Source organism: Mycobacterium sp. 050272, from assembly GCF_039023525.1.
Classification (GTDB): Bacteria; Actinomycetota; Actinomycetes; order Mycobacteriales; family Mycobacteriaceae; genus Mycobacterium.
This window is the reverse complement of record NZ_JBCHKV010000002.1, coordinates 1-22,343: the sequence shown is the minus strand read 5'-3', so window position 1 is coordinate 22,343 and position 22,343 is coordinate 1. Positions and strand designations below refer to the sequence as shown.

Sequence of the window (22,343 nt, the reverse complement as noted above, 5' to 3'; positions counted from 1 at the left end):
TCCAGCCGATCAGTTCCCCCCCGGGGTGAACGCATGGAGGCTTCACCAGTGCTAGGGCAGAATAAACGTCCCAGATGGGTTAGCTGGTGCTTTTGTGCAGGTTAGTGCTATTTGGTAGGCGTTAACGCGACGATCGGGATCGGCCGCGACGTCCGGCCCTGATAGCCCTCGTACCGGTTGGCGTTGTTCTTGTTGACGATCTGCCACAGCCGCGCGTAGTCGGGGTCATCCGGGCCGATGCTGCGCGCGGTCACCGCGAAGCGCTTCGAGCCGACGTTGATTTCGCACTCGGGGCGCTTGCGCAGGTTGTGATACCAGCCGGGGGCACTGTCGCTACCCCCGTAGGACGCGACGACCAGGTACGAGTCACCGTCCTTGGCATAGCTCAGGGTGGAGGAGCGCTGCTGGCCGGTCTTGGCGCCGATCGTGTGCAGCAGCAGGCTGTCCGGCATGCCGGGTATGTGGTGGCCGATCCGGCCGTCGGTTTTTCGGTAGAGCGAGTCGTGAACGCGCAGCAGCGGAGCCAGAAAGATCCGCTCCAGAGTGGTGAGGTTGCTCATGAACTCAGTTCTACTGACTGGCGTCGATGCGTGCCAGCGCGTCGCGCAGGATCTGCCCGGTGGCCTCGCGGTCGGGGTCGCGGCGCAGCAACATCCCCTTGGCCACCGAGAGCTTGTCGCCGTTGCGGCGGGGCAGCACGTGCAGGTGGACGTGGAACACCGTCTGGAAGGCCGCGCTGCCGTCGTTGATCCCGATGTTTGTCGCGTCGGCCAATTCGGTAGCCCGGGCGGCCCGTGCGATCCGTTGGCCGATGGCGATCATCCCGGCCAGCGTCGACGGTGGGGTGTCGGTCAGATCGACGGTGTGCTGTTTGGGGATCACCAGCGTGTGCCCGCGCGTGAACGGGCGGATGTCGAGGATCGCCAGGTAGTCGTCGTCTTCGTAAATTCGGATGGCCGGAGCCTCCCCGGCGACGATCGCACAGAACACGCAGGACATGTCGCCACCGTACTGGCCGGGCGCAGCCGAGGGTTAGGCTGCCGCAGTGGACGCTCGCGATGTCGCATTCGCCGGTGCGGGCGCACTGGCACGGATGCTCGCCGACGGTGAAATCAGTGCCGTCGACCTGCTCGAGGTCTACCTGGAACGGATCGCCCGGCTGGACAGCGACTTGCGCTGTTACCGCGTGGTGCTGGCCGACAGCGCACGTGAGGACGCCTACGCCGCCCAGGAACTGCTCGATGCGGGCGAGCGGCTCCCGCTGCTGGGCGTGCCGATCGCGATCAAGGACGATGTCGACGTCGCCGGCGAGGTGACGGCGTGCGGCAGCGGCGGCCACGGTCCGCCGGTGACCTCCGACGCGGAAGTAGTCCGCCGGTTGCGCGCGGCCGGCGCGGTCATCATCGGAAAGACCAATGTGCCCGAGCTGATGATCTTTCCGTTAACCGAGTCGCTGACGTTCGGCGCGACCCGCAACCCGTGGAACCTCGGGCGCAGCCCGGGCGGCAGCAGCGGGGGTAGCGGCGCCGCGGTCGCCGCCGGGCTGGCCCCGATGGCGCTGGGATCCGATGGCGGCGGCTCGATCCGTGTCCCGTCGTCCTGGTGTGGCTTGTACGGTCTGAAGCCGCAACGCGATCGCGTCTCGCTGGAACCGCACGACAACGCCTGGTACGGCCTCTCCGTCAACGGCCCGATCACACGCTCGGTGGCCGATGCGGCGCTGTTTCTCGATACCACCTCGACGATCCCGGGACCCGAGGGCGAGTTCGCCGCCGCCGCGTCGCGCGATCCAGGCAAACTGCGGATTGCGTTGAGCACCAAGATCCCCACGATCCCGCAGCGGGTCGGGCGCGAAGAGCTGGCGGCGGTCGAGGCGGCCGGTGCGCTGCTGCGCGATCTCGGGCACGAGGTGATCACCGCCGATCCCGACTATCCAATGGCCCAGCTCTACGCGAACTTCCTGCCGCGCTATCTGCGCGGCATCTGCGACGACGCCGACGCGCAGGCTCACCCGGAACGGCTCGAGTCCCGCACCCGCACGCTGGCGCGGATGGGGTCGTTCTTCTCGGACCGCAGGATGGCAGCCGTGCGGGCCGCCGAGGAGGGCATGGACGCCAAGATTCAGTCGATCTTTGACGATGTCGACGTCGTGATAACGCCGGGCACCGCGCAAGGCCCGTCGCGCATCGGTGCGTATCGGCGCCGCGGCGCGGTGTCGACGCTGCTGCTGGTCGCCCAGCAGGTGCCGTACTTCGCGCCGTGGAACGCGACCGGTCAGCCCGCCGCGGTGGTGCCGTGGGACTTCGACGGCGACGGCCTGCCGTTGTCGGTACAGCTGGTGGGCCGGCCGTTCGACGAGGCGACGCTGCTGTCGCTGTCCGCGCAGATCGAAGCGGCGCGACCGTGGGCGCACCGCCGGCCGCCGGTGTCATGACGCGTCACAGCCGCAACATTTCGCGCCAGGCCGCCAGCTTGACACCCGGGCGCGTGGCATGGGCCGGGCTGCTGGACGGCAGCCGCTGGAACTCGAGCCGCTCGTCGGGCTGCGCCAGCCCGCGGTATATCTGCGCCGCCTTGGCGCCGTTGAAGTAAACCCGGGTGATTCCGGGGTAGTCGGCGAAGAACCCGGCAAAGTCGTTGACCACCAAGCTTTTCGGATCGATCGCGGCGTCGGCGCTACCGGCTCGGCGGCAGCTGCGCAGCACGTCCCACAGCGCCACCCCGCGGGATCGCAACGCGGCCAGCCGGGACTCGTAGGGCGCGTCGGGGTCGAACCCGAAGAGCTCACCGGCGATGGGCCAGAACGCATTTCGCGGATTGGCGTAATACTGCTGGGCTACCAGCGACTGGGCGCTGGGAAACGAGCCCAGGATCAGCAACCGGGCTCGCTCGTCGACGACGGGTGCGAAACCATGCAGCAGCGGCGGGGTCATCACTGCCATCATCGCGCGTCGGCGTTGTAGGTTGGCCAGGTGGACGACGAGGTCGACGCGAACATTGACGATCTGCTCGACGGACTCGACGGCGACGCGCGCACCGAACGCGCCGAGCTGGTCGCCTGGCTGCTGGAACAGGGCGTCACCACCGCGGAGATTCGAGCCACCAATCCGCCGCTGCTGCTGGCCAGCCGTCGCCTGATCGGAGACGACGGCACTTATGTGTCCGCGCGCGAGATCAGCGAGCAACACCACATCGACCTGACGCTGCTGCAGCGCGTGCAGCGGGCGATCGGGCTGGCCCGGGTGGACGATCCGGACGCGTCGATCCACATGCGCGCCGACGGCGAAGCGGCCGCCTACGCTCAGCGCTTCGTGGAGCTGGGGCTAAATCCCGACCAGGTGGTGCTGGTGGTGCGGGTGCTCGCCGAAGGCCTGTCGCACACCGCCGAGGTGATGCGGTATGCCGCGCTGGACGCGATCATGCGCCCGGGAGCCACCGAGCTGGAGATCGCCAAGGCATCCCAGGCGCTGGTGGGCCAGATCGCGCCACAGCTCGGACCGATGATCGAGCAGATGCTGTTCATGCAGCTTCGGCACATGATGGAGACCGAAGCGGTCAACGCCGCCGAGCGCGCCGCGGGGGAACCATTACCGGGCGCGCGCGAGGTCACCGTCGCGTTCGCCGACCTGGTCGGTTTCACCAAGCTGGGCGAGGTGGTCTCGCCCGAGGAGCTGGGGCAACTGGCCAGTCGGCTCGCCGGGCTGGCCCGGGACGTCACGGTCCCACCGGTCCGGTTCATCAAGACGATCGGGGACGCGGTGATGTTCGTCTGTCCCGAGCCCGCGCCATTGCTCGATGTCGTGCTGAAGCTTGTGGAAACCGTCGATACCGACGACGACTTTCCCCGGCTGCGGGCGGGGGTGGCCGCCGGGATGGCGGTGAGCCGGGCCGGCGACTGGTTCGGCCGCCCGGTCAACGTCGCGAGCCGGGTCACCGGCGTGGCCCGCCCCGGCACCGTTCTGGTCGCCGATTCGGTGTGGCAGGCCGTCGGCGAAACCTTGGAGTTCTCCGCGTCTTTCGCGGGCGCGCGCCGCCTCAAGGGCGTCAAGAATGAGGTCAAGTTGTTCCGGGTGCGCCGCGGCGACGGCGACAACGACTGAGTCCGTTACACGTTTAGGCAGGCCCGGGCGGCGCTGGGGGGCGTCTGACACGGTCCGACGCGGCCGGCTCCTTCCCCTCTGCCGGCGCTTTGACTTGGCCGCTTCCGGGCCTGCTTCGTGATCAAAAATACGCCTGTGAGCGGGCCATATCAACGGTTTTGCGGTCCCGAGCGGGGGCCGGGTGGCGTTCGCCGCGAGCGAACCTTCGCCCATTACAGGTGTAACGGTGTAATCATGTAATTATGAAATCGCACCATCACAGTTCTAGGCGGTACGGCCGCCCCGGGGGCTGGCAGCAAGCCCAGCAACCCGATGCCACCGGCGCGGCGGAATGGTTCGCCGGACGCCTGCCCGAAGGCTGGTTCGACGGCGACCCGACAGTCGTCGTGGACCGCGAGGAGATCACTGTCATCGGCAAGCTCGCCGACACGGCGCAGGACAGCGAGGCGCGCGCCGAGGGCCGAGCGTCCCGGTTCCGCGAGGAGACCCGCTCGGAGCGGATGCGCATCGCCGACGAGGCGCAGGATCGCTACGGCCGCAAGGTTTCCTGGGGCCTCGAGATCGGTGGTGAACGAATCCTGTTCACGCACATCGCCGTTCCGGTGATGACGCGCTTGAAGCAACCGGAACGCCAGGTGCTCGACACGTTGGTGGACGCCGGTGTCGCCAGGTCTCGTGCCGACGCTCTGGCGTGGTCGGTCAAGCTCGTCGGCGAACACACCGAGGAATGGCTCGCCAAGTTACGCGACGCGATGTCGGCGGTCGACGACCTGCGCGCCCAGGGTCCAGACCTACCCGAGTAAGCCAATGCCGCAGTGCCGCTTAGGCATTGGCGTCGCTAGGTGTTGTTCACCTTATCGACGATCTTTTCGGCGATCTGGCTGGACTGATCGCTGATGTGGTAACCGCAGGCGTTGACGTCGACGATCACATTGTTCGCCACGCTCATCGCGTGCTCACACTGCCAGCCGTCGGCCCCCTCCTGGGTCTGCAGCACCGATATCTTCGGCGAATTGCCTTGAACGGGGGCGAAAGTCCACCGATAGGTCTTGCCCGCATTGTCCACCGTCACCGTCTGGCCGACGCACTTCTTCCACTTGTCCAACGAGCCCTGCAGGAACGCCTTGGCCTTGTCGGCGGTCGGAAACGCCACCACCGCCTGGTTGACCCAGTGGTCGTTGTTGTCGCCCGGTTCGGCGGACACCAGGCCGTAGATGCCCGTCCAGCCACTGCCGGCGTACACCGGATCCTGAGTCGTGTACAGCGCGCCCTCGCAGTCCGGTATCGACACCGTCATCGAGGAAGTGCCCATCGTCGTAATGGGCTTGCCGGGCTGGATGTTCGTCGCGCCCATGATGGTGTTGATATCCGAGGCGCTCAGCAGCAGCGAGTTGAGCCGCGTGGACGCGATCGGTTCCGGTGGCGGCTTGGGATCGGGAATGATCAGCCAAATAGCCACCGCGCTGACCACGACCACGAGCACCACGGCGGCCGCGGCGATGATCGGCCACGGATTGCGCTTGGGTTTGGGCGGCTGCTGGCCCAGGTTCCACTGGGTGGGGCCGACGGGCTGCGCGTGCGGGTGGGCACCCGATGGCGGGCCGCCCCAGTTGCCGCTGCTGCCTTGGTAATACTGCGGACCTGAGACGGGCGGACCCGGGGTGGGGACGGGCCCGCTCTCGGGCGCCCAGGGCCGCGGGCTCGGAGCGTGGTGCGGCGGCACCGGCGGGGAGCTCGGACGCGGGTACGGCGTCGGCGTCGGCGGCGGCGGGGGTGTGGTCGGCCGCTGCACGGGCGGCGCGGCCGCGGTGCCCGCGATCGTCGGTGGCTGCTCGAGCTTGTCCTTGCCGGGCAGCGTCGCTTCCTGGCTGCGGCGCAGGATGTCCGACGCGTGGTCTTGATCGGGAGTGCTCAGTGCCTCGTGCGCGGCCAGCGCCAGATCGCCCGCGCTCGCGTAGCGGTCCTCCGGCTTCTTGGCCATGCCGCGCGCGATCACCGCGTCGAAGGCCTTGGGAATGCCCGCACGCACCGCGCTGGGCAGCGGGACCGGATCGCTCATGTGGGCCTTGACCAGCACACCGGCGCTGTCGGCGCGGTACGGCGGGGCACCGGTCAGGCATTCGTGCAGCACACATGCCAAGGCGTAGATGTCGGCGCGGTAGGTCACCTCGTCGTTGGTGAATCTTTCCGGGGCCATGTATTTCCAGGTGCCGACGGCGGTGCCGAGCTGGGTGAGCTTCTCGTCGGTGGTGGCGCTGGCGATGCCGAAGTCGACCAGGTAGGCGAAATCATCTCGGGTGACCAGGATGTTGGGCGGCTTCACGTCGCGGTGCATAACGCCGGCGGCGTGGGCGGCGTCCAAGGCCGACGCGATCTGAGTGATGATCGCGACCGCGCGTGGCGGCGTCAGCGGACCGTACCGTTTGAGCAAGCTGTCCAGGTCGGTGCCCTCGACGAGGCGCATCTCCATGAACATTTTTCCGTCGATTTCGCCGTAGTCGTGGATCGGCACGACGTGCGGTTCCTGCAAACGGCCCGCGGTGCGCGCTTCGCGCTTCATCCGCTCACGAAAGACGGGGTCCGCGCTGAACTGGTCCGACATCAGCTTGACCGCGACCGTCCACTCTTTGACGGTGTGCTCGGCCTCGTAGACCTCGCCCATCCCACCCCGGCCCAGCAGCCGTTTCAGGTGGTAGGGCCCGAACGTCGAGCCCTCCCGTGAGGCCTGCCCCTCGCTCATCGCTGATCCTCCAAACCAACCGCAGACCCGCCGACCATATCAACAAAATCCCCGCAGACCCGTCGCCCGCGACGCCCGGCAAGCACCCATGACGGTGGGCGCGGCCGGCCCGCCGCTCGACGACGGCAAACGCCGACGGAGCGCCTTCGCCTCGATCCCGGCCCCCAACGGGCACGCGTCATTTAGCCGCTTTGCGTTGGGGGTCAAGCTGTCTGAGTCGCAGTGCGATCAGGACGATCAAGACGATCGCCTGGATAGCGCAGGCAGCCACGGCCATCCACCAATTGCCGGGGTCGTACTCCCACAGCGGGTCTTCGTCGCCGCCCGCGGTGCGGCGCAGATCGTCGAGATCGATGGTCGAGGCGGCCATCGCGTAGGCCCAGCGCGACGGCGATAGCCACGCCAATTGTTCCAGCGGGATGCGGCCCTTCACCCCAAACATGCCGCCGCACAGCACGAGTTCGGCCATGACGACGAGCACCAGCAGCGGCATGCCGCGGTCGGCGTTGCCGATCATCGCCGAAATCAGCAGACCGATCAGCATCGAGACCACGGTGACGGCGACGACCGCCATCGCCACTTCGGCTCTGGGCCAAGGCAGGACGACGGCCTGGTCCGGGGGAGGCAGGCCGAGGACCCCCAGGAAGCCCAGAATCAGCCCTTGCAGCGTGGTCAACGCGGTCAGGACCACCACCTTGGAGGCCAGATAGGCGACGCGCGACAACCCGATGCCGTGCTCGCGTTGATAGATGGCCCGTTCCTTGACGATCTCGCGGATCGAGGCGGCACAACCCATCAGGGCGCCTCCGATGATCAGCAGCACCAGCAATTGCGAGGGTTGGGTGGACTTCGTCTCGATGGCCTTGGTCAGCGACAGCCCGGCCTGCCCGGGGACGGCGTGCGCGAACAGACTCAGCAGCAGCGGCAGGACCAGCAGCGTCACCGCGTACTGGCGATCCGCGGCGATGACCGCCGAATACCTGCGGCACAGCGTGGCGAATTGGGCGACGGCGCTCTGCTGGGCGACCGCCTTCGCGGGACGGCTGGCCGGAGCCGGGGCCTTCAGCGTGGCGTGCGGTCCGGTCAGGGCGCCGTGAATCGGCGACGCGACATAGCGGCCGGTCCAGTCGGTCGTGGTGTCGTGTTCGAGGAGGTTGAACAGGTCGGCGAAGTCGTTGCAACCGAAGTAATTCAGAGCCTGTTGCGGGGGACCGAAGTACGCCAGCCGGCCGCCGGGCGCCAGGATGAGCAGCCGGTCGCACAGATTCAGTTGCGCCGTGTTGTGGGTGACCACCACGACGGATCGGCCGTCATCGGCTAAGGCGCGCAGCGTCTGCATGACGGACTTCTCGTAGCCCGGATCGAGTCCCGAGGTGGGCTCGTCGAGGAACAGCAAGGATGGTTTGGTCAGCAGTTCCAGCGCGACACTGGTGCGCTTTCGCTGACCGCCCGACAGGCTGTCGATCCGTTGATTGGCATGTGCGGCCAGCCCGAGCTCGCCCAGCACCTCGTCGATGCGCTGTTTTCGTTCCCGGGTCGAGACGTCCTGCGGAAAGCGAAGCTGCGCAGCGTAATTCAGCGCTCGTCGCACCGTCAACTGAGTGTGCAGGATGTCGTCCTGCGGCACGAAGCCGATCCGGTGCCGCAGCTCGGCGTAGTTCTGATAAAGGTCGCGATTGTCGTATCGGACCTCACCGCTGGAGGCCGGACGGAATCCGGTCAAGGCGCTCAACAACGTGGATTTGCCTGCGCCGCTTGGCCCTACCACCGCCATGAAGCAGCGTTGCGGTAGGGCGAAACTGACGTTGGCCAACAACACCTTGCCCTTGTTGGAGACCACCCGCAGGTTCGACGCCTGGTAGGACACGTCGCCGGTGTCGGTGTATTCGACGAGTTGGTCGCCGGACAGGTGCAGCAGCTGATGGCCGATGCCGACGATGTCGTTAGGGCCGATGATCGCGCGCGCGATCCGGTGGCCGTTGACGTAGGTTCCGTTGGCGCTGTTGCTATCTACCAGCTCCCACTGATGTCCGGACCGGCGCAGCACTGCATGGTGGCGAGAGACCAGCAAGTCGTCGAGCACCACGTCGTTGTCGGTTCCGCGGCCAATCCCGATGGTTATCTGGTCCATCGTGTAGACCGCGGTCGGTGGCCGGGCCACCGTGGTCTCGCCGACCGACGTCATCGTCGGCGCGACGGTTTGTGTGCGGGCTGGACTCGGAGGTGAGGCGATCGGCCAGAGCTCGAGCGACTGCCCGGAGGACGGCGAGCCCAGCACGACGGTGATCGGCTGGGTTATCGGCAGGCTCTCCACTCGCCGTCCGTTCACGAACATCCCGTTGTTGCTGCGGTTGACCAGAACCCAACCCGCGGGCGTCGGCTGCAGCACCGCGTGCTGGCGCGACACTCTCGGGTTCTCCAGCTGAATGTCGGCCTCGTGCGCACGGCCAACGCTCCAGGACCGGCCACCGGTGGCTTGCCAGGTACGCCCACCCGCCCGCAGCTGTAGCCCGGGAATGGTGGTGACCATGTCGGTCCTGTCGTCCACGCATTGCCTCCGCTGTGTTAGCTAGCCACCTCGAGAACGGTCATCACGTCCACCACTTGTATAGCTGATCCAGGGGTGGTCCTCGCGTTATTCGGCCCTCGGGCGCGGTTTGCTGGCAATGCCGTTGGGCTGGTTGATCTTTAGCTGCCGCGGGTCAGCCACCGTATTTGGTCCACCAGGTGTGCAGCTCCTCGATGGTCGGGGGGTCGCCGAAGACGTCGCACAGCAGCAGCTTGACCTGGTTGCTCCACACCATGTTGGGGTGGTTGTTGTAGGTGCCGCACGCGACCACGCCGACGTCGACCTTCGGGTCATTCGGGTGCTGCCAGGTTTCCGGGTTGTTGGTTTCCCCGGGACAGGTCGCCAGCGTCAGGAGCTTGATGTCGGCGTCCGTTGCATCTTTAAGGACACCCGGATTGGGGAAGAGCCCGTAACGCGCTTTAGACGGGCCGCCCGGGTTGGTGTTCTGGTCGCAGTCGACCACCGCGAGCGCGTCCGACCACACGGTGTTGGGTTTTGCGGTGGCCGGTGTGCACACGCCGCTCGGATAGCCCGGGGGCACCATGCTGAGCAGCTGGCCTTCCAAGTCGCCCGGCGCGGGGGTCGTGGTGGTGGGGGTTGTCGTGGTCGTGGTCTTGCGCGGGGGGGTCGTGCTGGTCGGCGTGGGATGCGGCGCCGGGTTGTCGTCCTCCTTCGTGGCGAGGTAGACACCGATCGCCGCGAGCACCAGGACGACGACCAGGGCTACCGCTCCGATGACGATCGGCCAGGGGCTGCGCTTGGGCTTGGGCGGGGGTGGCTGTCCCACCGTCCAGGCCGTGGGCCCGGCAGGCGGGGGTGCGCCCGGCGGCGCGCCACCCCAGTTGCCGCTGGTGCCTTGGTAATACTGCGCGCCGGAGGGGTGCTGGCTCGGAGTCGGGACCGGGCCGCTCTCGGGTGCCCAGGGTCGCGGGCTCGGAGCGTGGTGCGGCGGCACCGGTCCGGAGCTCGGGCCCGGGTACGGCGCCGGCGGCGTACTGAGCGGCGGGGGTGGGTTGGCGGGAGTCGTCGGGGGAGGGTCGCTCTTGATTTCGGCGGCCAAGGTGGCCTCGACGCTGCGGCGCAGGATGTCGTCGGCGTGGTCCTGATCGGGGTTGCTGAGCGCCTCGTGGGCGGCCAGCGCCAGATCACCGGCGCTGGCGTAGCGGTCCTCGGGCTTTTTGGCCATGCCGCGAGCGATCACCGCGTCGAAAGCCTTCGGGATTCCCGAGCGCACCGCGCTGGCCTGCGGAATGGCGTCGGTCGTGTGAGCCCGGACCAGCTCGCCCGCGGTGCCGGCGCGATACGGCGGGGTGCCCGTCAGGCACTCGTACAGTACGCAGGCCAACGCATAAATGTCGGCGCGGTAAGTTACCTCGCCGTTGGAAAACCGTTCGGGCGCCATGTATTTCCAGGTGCCCACCGCGGTGCCGAGCTGGGTGAGCTTTTCGTCGGTGGTGGCGCTGGCGATGCCGAAGTCGACCAGGTAGGCGAAATCGTCGCGGGTGATCAGGATGTTGGGCGGCTTGATGTCGCGGTGCATGACGCCGGCGGCGTGGGCCGCGTCGAGGGCCGAGGCGATTTGAGTGATGATCGCGACCGCGCGCGGTGGGGTCAACGGTCCGAATCGCTTGAGCATGTCGTCCAGGTCGATGCCCTCGATGAGGTGCATCTCCATGAACATCTGGCCGTCGATTTCGCCATAGTCGTGGATGGGTACGACGTGCGGTTCCTGCAAACGGCCCGCGGTGCGCGCCTCGCGCCGCATCCGCTCACGAAAGACGGGGTCCCGGCTGAACTCCGCGGTCATCACCTTGACCGCGACCGTCCACTCCTTGACGGTGTGTTCGGCTTCGTAGACCTCGCCCATCCCGCCGCGGCCCAGCAGCCGCTTTAGGCGGTAGGGCCCGAACATCGTCCCGACCCGCGAGTTCTGCTCCTCGCTCATCGCTGATCCTCCAAACCGACCGCAGACCCGCCGACGATATCAACAATTACGGGCAGATCCTCGCTCGTAACCACCGCGACTAGCAACCATCACGGTAGGCGGTCGCGTACCCGAACGCGTGGCAAATCGCGAGATCCCGGCGCGGGCGAGTCGCCCGCCGACACCGGCACGCCCGGCGAAAAGCCTTGTGGTGATTGACCATGTCAGCCTTAACCACGAAAGATCTTGTGCGACAACCTTATTCAGTTCCTGCGTCGCTGTTGTAGCCGCGGGGGATCTCGAACGTGAATTCGTGGTCGCAGATTCGGACGTGATCGCCGTCCTTCAGCGTGGCCGCCGAGCGGATGCGTTGGTGTTGCACGTGTACGCCGTTGGACGACCGCAGGTCGTTGATGATGTAGCTGGTGCCGGTGTCGACGATGACGGCGTGATGGCGGCTCACATTGGCGCTGGCCAGGACGATGTCGTTATCACTGAGACGCCCGATCCGGGTCTCTGCCATGCGCAGTGGGTAACTGCGACCCGACGCCTCGTGCAGATAGGCGGCGGGCTTGCCGGCGGGGACCTTGGTGCGCTGGTCCAGCAGGGTGATGGTGCCGACCGCCGTGGTCCTGGCCGATTTCTTGGCGTCCAGCGGCTCCTGGCGCAGGATCTTTTCGTTTAGATCACGCAACGTCGGGCCGGGGTCGATCCCCAGCTCGTCGGCCAGCGTCGTCTTCACCCGCCGGTACGCGGCCAGCGCGTCGGATTGGCGGTCGGTCAGATAGTAGGCCGTGATCAGCTGGGCCCACAGTGGCTCGCGATAAGGGTGCTCGGTGATCAGGACTTCGAGGTCGCTGACTACGGAGGCGCCACGTCCGCAAGCGATTTCGGCCTCTGCCTTCGCGGTGTGGACAAGAATTTTCTCTTCCACGAGCGAGGTGGCGAAGGTGTCGACGAACTGAAAGTCGCGCAGGTCCTCGAGCACCGGTCCCCGCCATTGCGCCAGCGCCGTCGACAGGTGCTGGCTCGCCTGCTCGAACCTGCTGAGCGCGGCCGCCTGCACGCCCGCAGTCTTCTCGGTGATGAACCGTCCCAGATCGCAACTGTTTTCGTCGACGGTGAGCCGGTAACCCGGCGGCGCCGCGGCCAGTACTACCCGCGGGTCAATACCCGCGCCGCTGAGCAGCTTGCGCAGATTGGACACGTACGAGTGGATGCTGGCCCGCGCGCCGGACGGGGGCTCGTCCTCCCACAGGGCGCTGATCAGCCTTTCGACGCCGACCGGGCTGTTCCGGTTCATCAGCAGCATGGCCAGCACCGCCCGCTGTTTGGGCGTGCCCAACGCCACCATGGTGCCGTCAACAGTCATCTCCAACGGCCCGAGCAGGCCGAATTCGAGACTTTTGTCTACCATCGTCGCTAACCAGCCCTTCCGGGTTCTCTGCGCCGCGTCCTCTGCCCATACGGTGTCATTCCTTGACATTGTGATACGAACCCACCGAATTCGGTAATAACGGTGGACATTGGTGTGCCGCGGCTTGGGCGTTGCCGTCGACTGAAATGCGTTCCCTGCCAGTGTGATCATCGACGGCTCGGTCGAATTCGGTTGGGATTGCACGAAACGCATCAGGCGGGCAGCTGGCCCGATGCGTGTGCTTCGGGTGGCTGCCCGCCGTTTTGCCGTGCGGGTGCGCTAGGTGGTGAATACCATCAGCTGCTTGCTGGCCTCCCAGGCTTTCATGAAGAGCGCCATCGGGATCTGCTCGTCGCGGCCGTCCTTCGTGCCGCTGTCGTTGAGGTGGACCACATCATTGGCGGTGTCGATACCGGTGACCACCACCGCGTGGTCGCCGCGGGGGTTGCCCTTGTCGTCCTTGTTCTCGACGGGCTGGCCCCAGATGAGTTCTGCGTTGACGCTGACGATGACCTTATGGCCCTCGCCGAGTTGCTCCTCGAGCCCTTCGATGCCACCCAGGACGCCATCTTTGGCGGCGTGCTCCTTGTTGGTGATCGTCCCGTTGATCTTGTACAGCGCCAGCAATGTCGGGATGTCCGCAAAGCTGGTGCCCATACCGGAATTCGGGTTCTTGGTGTTGGCCGGCGTGGTGTAGATCGAACCGGGGTGCACCACGCTCGGCGTGGCCTGCGCCGCCTTGATGATGGCCCGCTCCGAGGGCTCCTTGCCGGTGATCTGGCCGATCACATCCGCGCTCGACATCAGGACGCAGTCGTCGTACTTCTGGTAGCGCCAGTACTTGGCGGCGGCCACCGGGTCGCCGTACATCGTGCCGGCGGCCGCGCCGGCCGGTGCGGCCAATCCCAGTGCGACGGCGACGGCGATGACTGCCAGGGTGGCGGTCTTGGCGATCGCGGCGATCTTCGTGATCTTCATCGTTGTCCCCTTTTCTCGTCCCGCGGTCGTGCGGGGTGGTTGAGAAAAGGCTCTGATCGTGGCCTATTTGTTATCTCCATGAATCCTTGGAGTGACCACGCGCCGCGCCGTCCGCGCGGGGATGAAGACCGCTAGTTGCACGCCCACGTGTCGATGGAGCCGCCACCGAGTTTGGTCAGCGCGTCCCTCATCGCGGCGGCCAGGGTGGAGCCGACCCCGCCCTGGAATGCCCTGCCATTGGTCGCGACGGCGCCGCAATCGGTGAAGCTGGTGAGCACCTTGCAGTCCGTGTAGGCGCAGTTTTTGACCGCGGTGGCCTCCGCGGCCGGCCGGGTCGGGTAGTCCCAGCTGCGGCCCCAGGAACCGTTGCTGGAGTAGGCGATCGCGCCGTATTGATCGGCGGCACCGGCCGCGGGAGCCAGCGCGACGCTGACGACGGCGGCGGCGGCCATGCCGGCCACCGTGAACCGCCGGCGACGAGTAATCATCCTCATTGGTGATTCCTTTCCGAAAGCCGGCGGTCCGGCGGTTTCCACGTCTTCCAGGGGTTGCGATTCCGCGCCTTTGACCGGGGGCGCCTACACGGGCTTGGTGGCGGTGACTGTCTTGCCCCAGTCGGACATCGTCAGCGTCACCGAGGTGTCATTCGTGGGATGGACCTGAAGCTGGACCAGGTGTGAGGAGCCGTCCGAGGCGATCCAGACCGTGGTGGGCACGGTCGTCACGCTCTGGGCGGTCAGCTTGGAGCCGGCCAGCGTGGCGACGTCGTCAGCCGACGAGCTGCCGGTGATCTTGGTGGTTGCGACGCCGTTGACCTGCTCGGTGCCGGCGACCGCGCCACCCTGCAGTTTCGATAACAGGTTGGCCAACCCCTTGCCGGGGTCCAGCAGGACCGACACGTTGTAGATCGAGGCGCCGTTGCCGAAGTCGGTGTAGGTGCCGGGCTGCCCGAGGTCGGAGTACAGATGGCCGTCGACGTAGACGAACTTCGCGTCTTGCGGGGATTTGCCGACGAGCAGCGTCGCGCTACCGGTGGCAACCGTCTGCGGTGTGTTGGAGATGTCGCCGTCGAGCTTGGTCACCCGCAGGTTGGGCACGTCACCCTGCACCGCCACGCTGACATGCATCCCGGTCACCTTGGTCATCGCGTCCGCGGCCTGCTTGAGCAGCGTGGCCGCCTCGCTGCTGGAGGTGGTGGCGGTGGTCCCGGGCGATTTGCCGGTGTTCGAGTTGCTCGAGCAGCCGGCGATGGTGAGTACGAGGGCGAGCGCGGCGGCAGCGGCGGCGCTAACGGTGCGAGGCGAGAGCTTCATCGACATCTCCTTGAAGTGTTGGCCACAGCTGCTTCCTGCATATCAATCGCCGCGCAGCAAATCAACAGCCGCCCTGAAAGCTTAGTGAGGCCGATGTCGGATTCGGAAGGTCTGAATCGGATCAGGCGGCCTTCAGTAATCGGCGCGCAGCAGGATACCTGCAACCGATGCGATGAATTACCTTGATTGGCAAAGCGTTCCAACCCCACTTCGGTGTGGTGGATTCGGTTGTTCCGTCGAGTGCGGTGCGTGGCCGGCGCGCAGGTGCGCCCGCCTGCGGCGCCTGCTTATGCCGAACGGGGGGATCCCGGTTACCGGGATCCCCCCGCCAAGCGGGTAGTGCGATTCAGCCGAGCGGGCCGCCCAGTTGCGGGCAGTACGCGGTGGCCGCGTTGACGACGAAGTGGGCGGCCTGGCTGCTGGTGAGGTTCGTCTGGCCGACGACCTCGTTGGCGATGTCGACGCCACTTTCGCCGGAGGCCAGTGCCTGGCACACCTTCTGGCCATTGTTGACTGCCTCGGCGGGTGAGGTGAAGGTGACGCCCACCTTGCCCATCTGCGTGATGAAGGAGTCGTCGACTGTGCTGGCGCCCGCGACGCCGGCCGTGGCGACTGCGGCGATCCCGATGGCGGCGGCGCCGATCGCGGTGCTGGCAATTGTGCGGATACGGTGAGCGAACATTGCTGTGTCCTTTCGGGTGTGCGGTCTTTCTGCCGATGAACACAGCGTTGCGCCCACCCCTAAAAGGATTCTCAATGACTTGGCGGGGGACCTGGCGGGCGCCGACGGGTAAATGGCGGATGGGGGATCCCGATTATCCGGGACCCCCCATCCAGTGGGTGGCGCGATTAGGTGAGCTGCGGTGCGAGTGACGGGCAGTAGGCGTGGGTCGCGTCGACGACGAAGTAGGCCGCCTGGTGGTTGGTCAGGTCCGTCTGCTGCAGGATCTCGGTGGCGATGTCGGTCCCGGTTTTGCCGGCGGCGAGTTCCTGGCAGACCTTGTGGCCGTCCTTGATGGCGTCCGCCGGCGAGCTGAAGGAGATGCCGAGCTTGTCCATCTGGGCGAGGAACGCGTCGTCGGCGGTGGTGGCTCCGGCGGTGCCGGCGGTGCCGACCGCGACGATCCCGATGGCGGCGGCGCCGATGATGGTGCTGGCGATGGTGTTGATGCGGCGAGTGAACATTGCTGTGATCCTTTTCAGGTGTGCGGTTGGGGTGCTGATGGGACTAGCGTCAGCCGCACTTCTAAATGGATCCTCTATAACTTCTTGGTGCCGTTTCAGTAACGCCTCAGGTTCGCGGGCGGACCGAAAAACTCAGGCCCTGGTCATCGCGTAATAGGCGCCGCGGCGCGCCATCAATTCGGCGTGGCTGCCCTGCTCGACGACGCGCCCGGACTCGACCACCACGATGCGGTCGGCGCCACGGATAGTCGAAAGTCGGTGCGCGATAACGAAACTCGTGCGATCGCGGCGGAGTTCGTGCATGGCCCGCTGGATAAGCGCCTCGGTGCGGGTGTCCACCGAGCTGGTCGCCTCGTCCAGGATCAGCAGCTGCGGCCGGGCCAGAAACGCGCGGGCGATCGTGATCAGCTGCTTCTCGCCGGCGCTGATGTTGGCGCCGTCGCCGGTGACCCGGGTTTGGTAGCCGGCCGGCAGGGTCTGGACAAACCGGTCGACATAGGCGGCCCGGGCGGCTTGGACCACCTCGTCCGCGCCGGCGCCGGGCCGTCCGTAGGCGATGTTCTCCGCGATGGTCCCGTCGAACAGCCAGGTGTCTTGCAGCACCATGCCGATCCGCGATCGCAGGGCTTGCCTGCTCATGGTGGTGATGTCGACGCCGTCGACCAGGATGCGGCCGGCATCGAGGTCGTAGAACCGCATCAGCAGGTTCACCAGCGTGGTCTTGCCCGCTCCGGTCGGTCCGACGATCGCCACGGTGCTGCCCGGCTCGGCGGTCATCGACAGGTCTTCGATCACCGGCGTGCCGGGGCGGTAGGCGAAGCTCACGTGCTGGAATTCGACGCGTCCGCGCGGCTGCCCGTTGGGCGGCATCGGCGCGGCATCCGGGACTTCCTCGGGCTCGTCGAGCAGCTCGAACACCCGCTCGGCGCTGGCCACCCCGGATTGCAGGGTGTTGTACATCCCGGCCACCTGGCTCAGCGGCGTGTTGAACTGCCGGACGTATTGGATGAAGGCCTGGATGTTGCCGAGGGTGATGTGCCCGGTGGCCACCTGCAGGCCGCCGATCACCGCGACCGCGGCGTAGCCAAGGTTGCCGATGAACGTTGTGGCCGGTGCCACCAAACCGGACAGGAACTGGGAGCCGAAGCTGGCGTGGTAGACGTCGTCGTTGAGGCGGCGGAATTGTGCGCGTGCCGCCTCCCGGTGACCGAAGGTCTTGACCACCGTGAATCCGCTGTAGGTCTCCTCGATATGGGCGTTGAGCGCTCCGATGCTGGTCCACTGCGCCACGAACAGGCGGTGTGAGCGACGCGCGATCGCGCGTGACGCCAGCAGCGACAGCGGCACGGTCAGCACGGTGATCAGCGTCAACAGCGGCGAAATCGACAGCATCATGACCAGCACGGTGACCACGGTCAGGATCGACGTCAGCAACTGGCTGATCGTCATCGACAGCGAGGATTGGACGTTGTCGATGTCGTTGGTCACCCGGCTCAGCAGCTCGCCGCGCAGCCGTCCGTCGAAGTAGGACAGTGGCAGTCGGTGGACCTTGTCCTCGACCTCGCTGCGCAGCGCGACCATGGTGCGCTGCAGGGTGAGGTTGAGCAGTCGGGCTTGTGCCCAAATCAAGAGCGCGGCAACGACATACAGGGCCAGGGCAAGGGCCAGGGTTCGTGCGACCGCGCCGAAGTCCACGCCCCGGCCGGGTACCACGTTCATTCCCGACAGCAGGTCGGCGAACGTTGCGTCACCGCGCGCTCGAGCTTGGGCGACGGCCTGTGCCTTGCTGATTCCCGCCGGAAGCCGGCGCCCGATCACGCCGTTGAAGAGTAAATCGGTAGCGTGGCCGAGGATTCGGGGAACAATGACGCCGATCACCGTGCCGGTCAGGCCCAGTGCGACCACCGCAATGCTCAGCGTCCGTTGGGGCGCAAGCCGTTTCACCAGCCGGACCGCGGTGCCCCAGAAGTCGCGGGATCGCGTGCGGGGCGCGGTTTCGCGGGCGACCCGGTCCGTCGCCCTGGTCACCGCGCTCCTCCCGCTTGGCCTGATCGCAAGGCGCCGACCGACTGCGAGTCGGCGAATTCCGCGTAGGTGGCACAATCGGCCAACAGAGACTCGTGGGTGCCAGAGCCCACTATTTTCCCGTCGTCGACGACGACGATGTGGTCAGCCGCCGAAGCAGTCGAAATACGCTGTGTGACAATGATGATGGTCGCGTCGCCGGAGATCTCGCGCAGTGCGGACCGGACCCGCGCGTCGGTGTGCACATCGAGCGCGGAGAACGCGTCGTCGAACAAGTAGATCGCCGGGCGGCGGATGACGGCCCGGGCGATCGCCAGCCGTTGCCGTTGTCCGCCAGAGAAATTCACCCCGGCCTGGGCGACGCGCATCTGCAACCCGTCGGCGTGCGCACGCACGAATTCGTCGACCGCCGCGACCCGCAACGCTTCCCACATCTCCTCGTCGGTCGCGTCGGCCTTTCCGAAGCGCAGGTTCTCCGCGACGGTGCCGGAGAACAGATAGCCGCGTTGCGGGACCAGGCCGATCGCCGACCAGAGCCGCTCGGTGTCGTAGTCGCGGACGTCGAGGTCGTCGAGCAGGACCGTGCCGTCGGTCGCGTCGTAGAGCCGACAGATCAGCGACACCAGCGTCGACTTACCCGAGCCGGTGCTGCCAACGACCGCGGTGGTGGTGCCGGGTAGCGCGGCCAACGAGATATGTTGCAGCACAGGGCGGTCGGCGCCTGGATAGGTGAACGTCGCACCGTCCAGGCGGACAACGCCGGTGATCCCCGCGTCCGGATGCCGGGGATGTTGTGGGCTCGCGATGGCGGGACGGGTGGACAGCACTTCGGTGATCCGCTCGGCGCATACCGACGCGCGCGGCAGCACCACCAGCGTCATCGTCGCCATCAACACGGCCATCAGGATCTGCGTGAAGTAGGCCAGAAACGCGGTCAGCGAGCCGACCTGCATCTGGCCTCGATCGATGCGCAGCCCGCCGAACCAGATCAGCGCGACGCTGGACACGTTGATGGTCAGCGTGGTTACCGGAAGCATCAGCGCTTGCCAGTTGCCGGCGGTCAGGGATGCATTCGACAGCGCGGTGTTGGCGCGGGAAAACCTTTCGCGCTCAAAGCCTTCGCGGGTGAAGGCCCGGACTACCCGCACTCCGGACAGCTGGTCGCGCATCACCCGGTTGATGCCGTCGATCAGGGCTTGCATGCTGCGGAACAGCGGCAGCATGTGCGACATGATCCAGTAGTTGGCCACGGCCAGGATCGGGACGCTGACCAGCAGCAGCCAGGTCAGTGCGGCTTCCTGGTGGACGGCCATGAATACCCCGCCGATGCACATGATCGGCGCGGTGATCAGTACCGTGCCCGTCATCTGAACCAGGTACTGGATCTGGCGGACATCGTTGGTGCTGCGGGTGAGCAGCGTCGGCGCGCCGAATCGGGCGGTTTCGGGCTCGGAGAAGGTGGTGACGTGTTCGAACATCGCCAGTCGCAGGTCGCGGCCAAACCCCATCCCCGTTCGTGAGCCGAAGTAGGTGGCCCCGACCGAGCACAGCACCTGCAGCCCGGTGACGGCCAGCATCACCACGCCGAGCCGGACGATGGTCGCGGTGTCACCCCTGCTGACGCCGTCATCGATGATCGCGGCGTTGACCGTCGGCAGGTACAGCGTCGCCAGCGTGCTGATCAGTTGGAGCACCATCAGCACCGCCACCAGCCAGCGGTACGGCCGGATGTACTGGCGCAGCAGTGCCAGAAGCATTTGGTAACTGTCGCATACGGCACGCGTCGTGGGGCGCAGCACCGCCGGGCGGTTGGGTGTGCACGCCCCGTCTGGCAAACACTGTGAAATGCCTGCTCAGGTGGCGCGTCGGTGGTTGACCCGGTGGGCTGCCGCTACAGTGCATCGTGTGGACCAGCAGCAGGCTGAGCAGAAGCAGGGTAGCGGTGCGTCGTAACCTCACGGCGCTAGCCCTTGCGGCCATCACGATCTTCGTCCCGGCGGTTGCGGGCTGCTCGGGTTCCGGCGACAACAAGCCGGGTGGGACGTCCTCGACGACGCCGGGCAACGCGGAGGGCCACCACGGACCGATGTTTCCGCAATGCGGAGGCATCAACGACCAGCAGGTCGCCGAGCTGACCAAGGTCAGCGGGCTGATCAACACGGCGCGCAATTCCGTGGGCTGCCAGTGGTTGGCCGGCGGCGGCATTCTCGGTCCGCACTTCTCTTTCTCCTGGTACCGCGGCAGCCCGATCGGGCGTGAACGCAAGACCGAGGAGTTGTCGCGCGCCAGCGTCGACGACATCAACATCAACGGTCACAGCGGCTTCATCGCCGTCGGTAATGAGCCGAACCTGGGCGACTCGCTGTGCGAGGTCGGCATCCAGTTCCAGGACGACTTCATCGAGTGGTCGATCAGCTTCAGCCAAAAGCCCTTCCCGCCGCCGTGTGACATCGCCAAAGAACTGACTCGTCAATCGATTGCGAACTCGAAATGATGACAAGACGCGTCCGGACGGCGGTGGTCGTCATCTTGACCGCCGCGCTGATGGTCCTGACCGGTTGTTCGAGGTCGATCGGCGGCAACGCCGTCAAGGCCGGTGCCGGCGGTGTGCCGCGCAACAACAATTCCCAGCAGCAGTACCCGAACCTGCTGAAGGAATGTGAGGTTCTGACCAGCGACATCCTGGCCAAGACGGTGGGCGCCGACCCGCTCGACATCCAGAGCACGTTCGTCGGCGCGATCTGCCGCTGGCAGGCGGCCAACCCGGCCGGCCTGATCGACATCACCCGGTTCTGGTTCGAGCAGGGCAGCCTGAGCGAAGAACGTAAGGTCGCCGACTTCCTCAAGTACAAGGTGGAAACCCGGACGATCGCCGGTGTGAGTTCGATCGTGATGCGCCCGGACGATCCGAACGGTGCCTGTGGGGTGGCCAGCGACGCCGCCGGTGTCGTCGGCTGGTGGGTCAACCCGCAAGCACCCGGCATCGATGCCTGCGCTCAGGCCCTCAAGCTGATGGAGCTGACGCTCTCGACGAATTCCTAGCTCGTCAGCGCGGTCTCGGTGGTCTGCGCGGTGCCCCTCGTCAGCGCGGGATGTGGAAGTCGGTCAACGTGGCTGTCCCCAGTTGCAGGTTCTTCCAGTTGCCGGTCACCTTCAGGATCGCGATCGCCGACGTCGGGAACTTCTCTGAAATGCGTTGCACTGCAGCCACATCGGTGCCCTCGTCGCTGGCCAGGCCGAGCGCCAGCGACGACATGGTCGGTTCGTGTCCGACGACGAGCAGGGTGTCGACCGAGTCGGGAACCTTATTGATCTCGTCGATGATCGTCCCGGTGGTGGTGTCGTAGAGGCTTTCGCGGAATTGCACGGGCGCATCGATGCCGGTGCGGTCCAGGGTCTGGCGGGTCCGGGTGGCCGTCGAGCACAGCACGGCGTCGATGCCGGGTTGGTTGGCGCGCAGCCAGTCACCGCCCAGCGCCGCTTCCCGGATGCCCCGGGGTGCCAACGGCCGCTCGTGGTCCCCGACACCGGGTGGGTATCCAGACTTCGCATGCCGCATCAGCAGCAGGGTGCGCTCGCCGTCCACGCGGCTCACGCTACGTCGTCTCCGTCGTGGAGTAGTCGTTCGGGGTGGTGGTAGGTGTTGGTGCGGGGTTGGCCGCGGTCCAGATGTGGTGGGGGGATCCATTCGGTGTGGCCGTTGGGGTGTTTGCGGGTGGTCCAGCCGCGGGGTTGCAGGAGGCGGTGGTGGGGGCCGCAGGCCAGGGTGAGGTTGTTGATGTCGGTGGTGTGGCATTGGGCGTAGTCGGTGATGTGGTGGACTTCGCAGTAGTAGCCGCCCACGGTGCAGCCGGGGGCGCTGCAGCCGCGGTCTTTGGCGTACAACACGATTCGTTGCCCGGGGGAGGCCAGCCGTTTGGCGTGATAAAGGCTGACAGGTTTGCCCTCATCGAAGACCGCCAGGTAGTGGTGGGCGTGGCGGGCCAGGCGGATCACGTCGGAGAGCGGGAGCCGGGTGCCCCCGCCGGTGAGGCCGTGACCGGCGGCGGCTTCGAGTTCGGCCAGGGTGGTGGACACGATGATGGTGGCGGG

At 66.6% G+C, this 22,343-nt stretch carries 21 protein-coding genes; 5 read left to right on the top strand and 16 right to left on the bottom strand.

Annotated elements, in window-relative coordinates; all coding sequences use genetic code 11:
• Nucleotides 1–107 precede the first annotated feature (107 nt).
• The gene (locus tag AAHS21_RS04880; protein WP_342926598.1) at nt 108–560 is read right to left on the bottom strand and encodes a nitroreductase family deazaflavin-dependent oxidoreductase; all 453 of its coding nucleotides are present in this window, start codon (nt 558–560) and stop codon (nt 108–110) included.
• Between the two features lie 10 nt (nt 561–570).
• Nucleotides 571–999 (bottom strand): HIT family protein, encoded by a 429-nt coding sequence (locus AAHS21_RS04875; protein WP_342926597.1) that lies wholly within the window; start codon nt 997–999, stop codon nt 571–573.
• Nucleotides 1,000–1,045: 46 nt separating this feature from the next.
• Here AAHS21_RS04875 and AAHS21_RS04870 point away from each other — a divergent pair, with 46 nt between their 5' ends.
• Nucleotides 1,046–2,434 carry an amidase gene (locus tag AAHS21_RS04870; RefSeq protein ID WP_342926596.1) on the top strand — a complete coding sequence of 463 codons (1,389 nt, stop codon included), beginning with the start codon at nt 1,046–1,048 and terminating at the stop codon, nt 2,432–2,434.
• 4 nt (nt 2,435–2,438) lie between these two features.
• Here AAHS21_RS04870 and AAHS21_RS04865 read toward each other — a convergent pair whose 3' ends face one another.
• Complete coding sequence (locus AAHS21_RS04865; protein ID WP_342926595.1) at nt 2,439–2,933, bottom strand: DNA-deoxyinosine glycosylase; 495 nt, start codon at nt 2,931–2,933, stop codon at nt 2,439–2,441.
• 39 nt (nt 2,934–2,972) lie between these two features.
• On the opposite strand from AAHS21_RS04865, the gene AAHS21_RS04860 reads away from it, so the two are divergent.
• Both AAHS21_RS04860 and AAHS21_RS04855 read left to right on the top strand, forming a co-directional pair.
• Nucleotides 2,973–4,100, top strand: a complete 1,128-nt coding sequence (locus AAHS21_RS04860) for an adenylate/guanylate cyclase domain-containing protein (RefSeq protein ID WP_342926594.1) — start codon at nt 2,973–2,975, stop codon at nt 4,098–4,100.
• Nucleotides 4,101–4,342: 242 nt separating this feature from the next.
• On the top strand, nt 4,343–4,903 hold the full coding sequence (locus tag AAHS21_RS04855) for a hypothetical protein (protein WP_342926593.1): 561 nt from the start codon (nt 4,343–4,345) through the stop codon (nt 4,901–4,903).
• A 35-nt stretch (nt 4,904–4,938) separates the two neighbouring features.
• On the opposite strand, the gene AAHS21_RS04850 is transcribed toward AAHS21_RS04855, so the two are convergent.
• From AAHS21_RS04850 to AAHS21_RS04800, 11 genes are all read right to left on the bottom strand, one after another.
• A complete protein-coding gene (locus tag AAHS21_RS04850) occupies nt 4,939–6,840 on the bottom strand; it encodes a sensor domain-containing protein (RefSeq protein ID WP_342926592.1) in 1,902 nt (633 codons plus the stop codon).
• Between the two features lie 178 nt (nt 6,841–7,018).
• A complete protein-coding gene (locus AAHS21_RS04845) occupies nt 7,019–9,370 on the bottom strand; it encodes an FHA domain-containing protein (RefSeq protein ID WP_342927074.1) in 2,352 nt (783 codons plus the stop codon).
• Nucleotides 9,371–9,542: 172 nt separating this feature from the next.
• On the bottom strand, nt 9,543–11,354 hold the full coding sequence (locus AAHS21_RS04840) for a serine/threonine-protein kinase (protein WP_342926591.1): 1,812 nt from the start codon (nt 11,352–11,354) through the stop codon (nt 9,543–9,545).
• A 238-nt stretch (nt 11,355–11,592) separates the two neighbouring features.
• On the bottom strand, nt 11,593–12,750 hold the full coding sequence (locus AAHS21_RS04835) for a BTAD domain-containing putative transcriptional regulator (protein ID WP_342926590.1): 1,158 nt from the start codon (nt 12,748–12,750) through the stop codon (nt 11,593–11,595).
• A gap of 279 nt (nt 12,751–13,029) precedes the next feature.
• The gene (locus AAHS21_RS04830) at nt 13,030–13,728 is read right to left on the bottom strand and encodes a C39 family peptidase (RefSeq protein ID WP_342926589.1); all 699 of its coding nucleotides are present in this window, start codon (nt 13,726–13,728) and stop codon (nt 13,030–13,032) included.
• A gap of 131 nt (nt 13,729–13,859) precedes the next feature.
• On the bottom strand, nt 13,860–14,216 hold the full coding sequence (locus AAHS21_RS04825) for a DUF4189 domain-containing protein (protein WP_342927073.1): 357 nt from the start codon (nt 14,214–14,216) through the stop codon (nt 13,860–13,862).
• 90 nt (nt 14,217–14,306) lie between these two features.
• A complete protein-coding gene (locus tag AAHS21_RS04820) occupies nt 14,307–15,041 on the bottom strand; it encodes an LppX_LprAFG lipoprotein (RefSeq protein WP_342926588.1) in 735 nt (244 codons plus the stop codon).
• Between the two features lie 346 nt (nt 15,042–15,387).
• Nucleotides 15,388–15,723, bottom strand: a complete 336-nt coding sequence (locus AAHS21_RS04815) for a DUF732 domain-containing protein (protein ID WP_342926587.1) — start codon at nt 15,721–15,723, stop codon at nt 15,388–15,390.
• Between the two features lie 167 nt (nt 15,724–15,890).
• Nucleotides 15,891–16,226 (bottom strand): DUF732 domain-containing protein, encoded by a 336-nt coding sequence (locus AAHS21_RS04810; RefSeq protein WP_342926586.1) that lies wholly within the window; start codon nt 16,224–16,226, stop codon nt 15,891–15,893.
• Between the two features lie 132 nt (nt 16,227–16,358).
• Nucleotides 16,359–18,254, bottom strand: coding sequence for an ABC transporter ATP-binding protein (locus AAHS21_RS04805; protein ID WP_342926585.1), 1,896 nt, complete (start codon nt 18,252–18,254; stop codon nt 16,359–16,361).
• Nucleotides 18,251–20,008 carry an ABC transporter ATP-binding protein gene (locus AAHS21_RS04800; protein WP_342926584.1) on the bottom strand — a complete coding sequence of 586 codons (1,758 nt, stop codon included), beginning with the start codon at nt 20,006–20,008 and terminating at the stop codon, nt 18,251–18,253. Before AAHS21_RS04800 ends, AAHS21_RS04805 begins: the two co-directional genes overlap by 4 nt.
• Nucleotides 20,009–20,193: 185 nt before the next feature.
• Between AAHS21_RS04800 and AAHS21_RS04795 the strand changes: the two genes are divergently transcribed.
• Both AAHS21_RS04795 and AAHS21_RS04790 read left to right on the top strand, forming a co-directional pair.
• Nucleotides 20,194–20,745 carry a DUF3558 domain-containing protein gene (locus AAHS21_RS04795; RefSeq protein ID WP_342926583.1) on the top strand — a complete coding sequence of 184 codons (552 nt, stop codon included), beginning with the start codon at nt 20,194–20,196 and terminating at the stop codon, nt 20,743–20,745.
• The gene (locus AAHS21_RS04790; protein WP_342926582.1) at nt 20,745–21,293 is read left to right on the top strand and encodes a DUF3558 domain-containing protein; all 549 of its coding nucleotides are present in this window, start codon (nt 20,745–20,747) and stop codon (nt 21,291–21,293) included. Before AAHS21_RS04795 ends, AAHS21_RS04790 begins: the two co-directional genes overlap by 1 nt.
• 40 nt (nt 21,294–21,333) lie before the next feature.
• On the opposite strand, the gene AAHS21_RS04785 is transcribed toward AAHS21_RS04790, so the two are convergent.
• Together AAHS21_RS04785 and AAHS21_RS04780 are read right to left on the bottom strand one after the other, a co-directional pair.
• Nucleotides 21,334–21,837, bottom strand: coding sequence for a histidine phosphatase family protein (locus AAHS21_RS04785; protein ID WP_342927072.1), 504 nt, complete (start codon nt 21,835–21,837; stop codon nt 21,334–21,336).
• 5 nt (nt 21,838–21,842) lie between these two features.
• Nucleotides 21,843–22,343 (bottom strand): DUF222 domain-containing protein (locus AAHS21_RS04780; RefSeq protein WP_342926581.1); only part of this gene is annotated, 501 nt, incomplete at its 5' end.

What these genes read in the sequence shown, in the direction of transcription:
- AAHS21_RS04865 (WP_342926595.1), bottom strand. Translation starts at nt 2,933, where the DNA reads ATGACCCCGCCGCTGCTGCATGGTTTCGCACCCGTCGTCGACGAGCGA.
- AAHS21_RS04875 (WP_342926597.1), bottom strand. Translation starts at nt 999, where the DNA reads ATGTCCTGCGTGTTCTGTGCGATCGTCGCCGGGGAGGCTCCGGCCATC.
- AAHS21_RS04855 (WP_342926593.1), top strand. Translation starts at nt 4,343, where the DNA reads ATGAAATCGCACCATCACAGTTCTAGGCGGTACGGCCGCCCCGGGGGC.
- AAHS21_RS04820 (WP_342926588.1), bottom strand. Translation starts at nt 15,041, where the DNA reads ATGAAGCTCTCGCCTCGCACCGTTAGCGCCGCCGCTGCCGCCGCGCTC.
- AAHS21_RS04825 (WP_342927073.1), bottom strand. Translation starts at nt 14,216, where the DNA reads ATGATTACTCGTCGCCGGCGGTTCACGGTGGCCGGCATGGCCGCCGCC.
- AAHS21_RS04800 (WP_342926584.1), bottom strand. Translation starts at nt 20,008, where the DNA reads ATGCTTCTGGCACTGCTGCGCCAGTACATCCGGCCGTACCGCTGGCTG.
- AAHS21_RS04880 (WP_342926598.1), bottom strand. Translation starts at nt 560, where the DNA reads ATGAGCAACCTCACCACTCTGGAGCGGATCTTTCTGGCTCCGCTGCTG.
- AAHS21_RS04830 (WP_342926589.1), bottom strand. Translation starts at nt 13,728, where the DNA reads ATGAAGATCACGAAGATCGCCGCGATCGCCAAGACCGCCACCCTGGCA.
- AAHS21_RS04790 (WP_342926582.1), top strand. Translation starts at nt 20,745, where the DNA reads ATGACAAGACGCGTCCGGACGGCGGTGGTCGTCATCTTGACCGCCGCG.
- AAHS21_RS04840 (WP_342926591.1), bottom strand. Translation starts at nt 11,354, where the DNA reads ATGAGCGAGGAGCAGAACTCGCGGGTCGGGACGATGTTCGGGCCCTAC.
- AAHS21_RS04815 (WP_342926587.1), bottom strand. Translation starts at nt 15,723, where the DNA reads ATGTTCGCTCACCGTATCCGCACAATTGCCAGCACCGCGATCGGCGCC.
- AAHS21_RS04850 (WP_342926592.1), bottom strand. Translation starts at nt 6,840, where the DNA reads ATGAGCGAGGGGCAGGCCTCACGGGAGGGCTCGACGTTCGGGCCCTAC.
- AAHS21_RS04835 (WP_342926590.1), bottom strand. Translation starts at nt 12,750, where the DNA reads ATGGTAGACAAAAGTCTCGAATTCGGCCTGCTCGGGCCGTTGGAGATG.
- AAHS21_RS04845 (WP_342927074.1), bottom strand. Translation starts at nt 9,370, where the DNA reads ATGGTCACCACCATTCCCGGGCTACAGCTGCGGGCGGGTGGGCGTACC.
- AAHS21_RS04810 (WP_342926586.1), bottom strand. Translation starts at nt 16,226, where the DNA reads ATGTTCACTCGCCGCATCAACACCATCGCCAGCACCATCATCGGCGCC.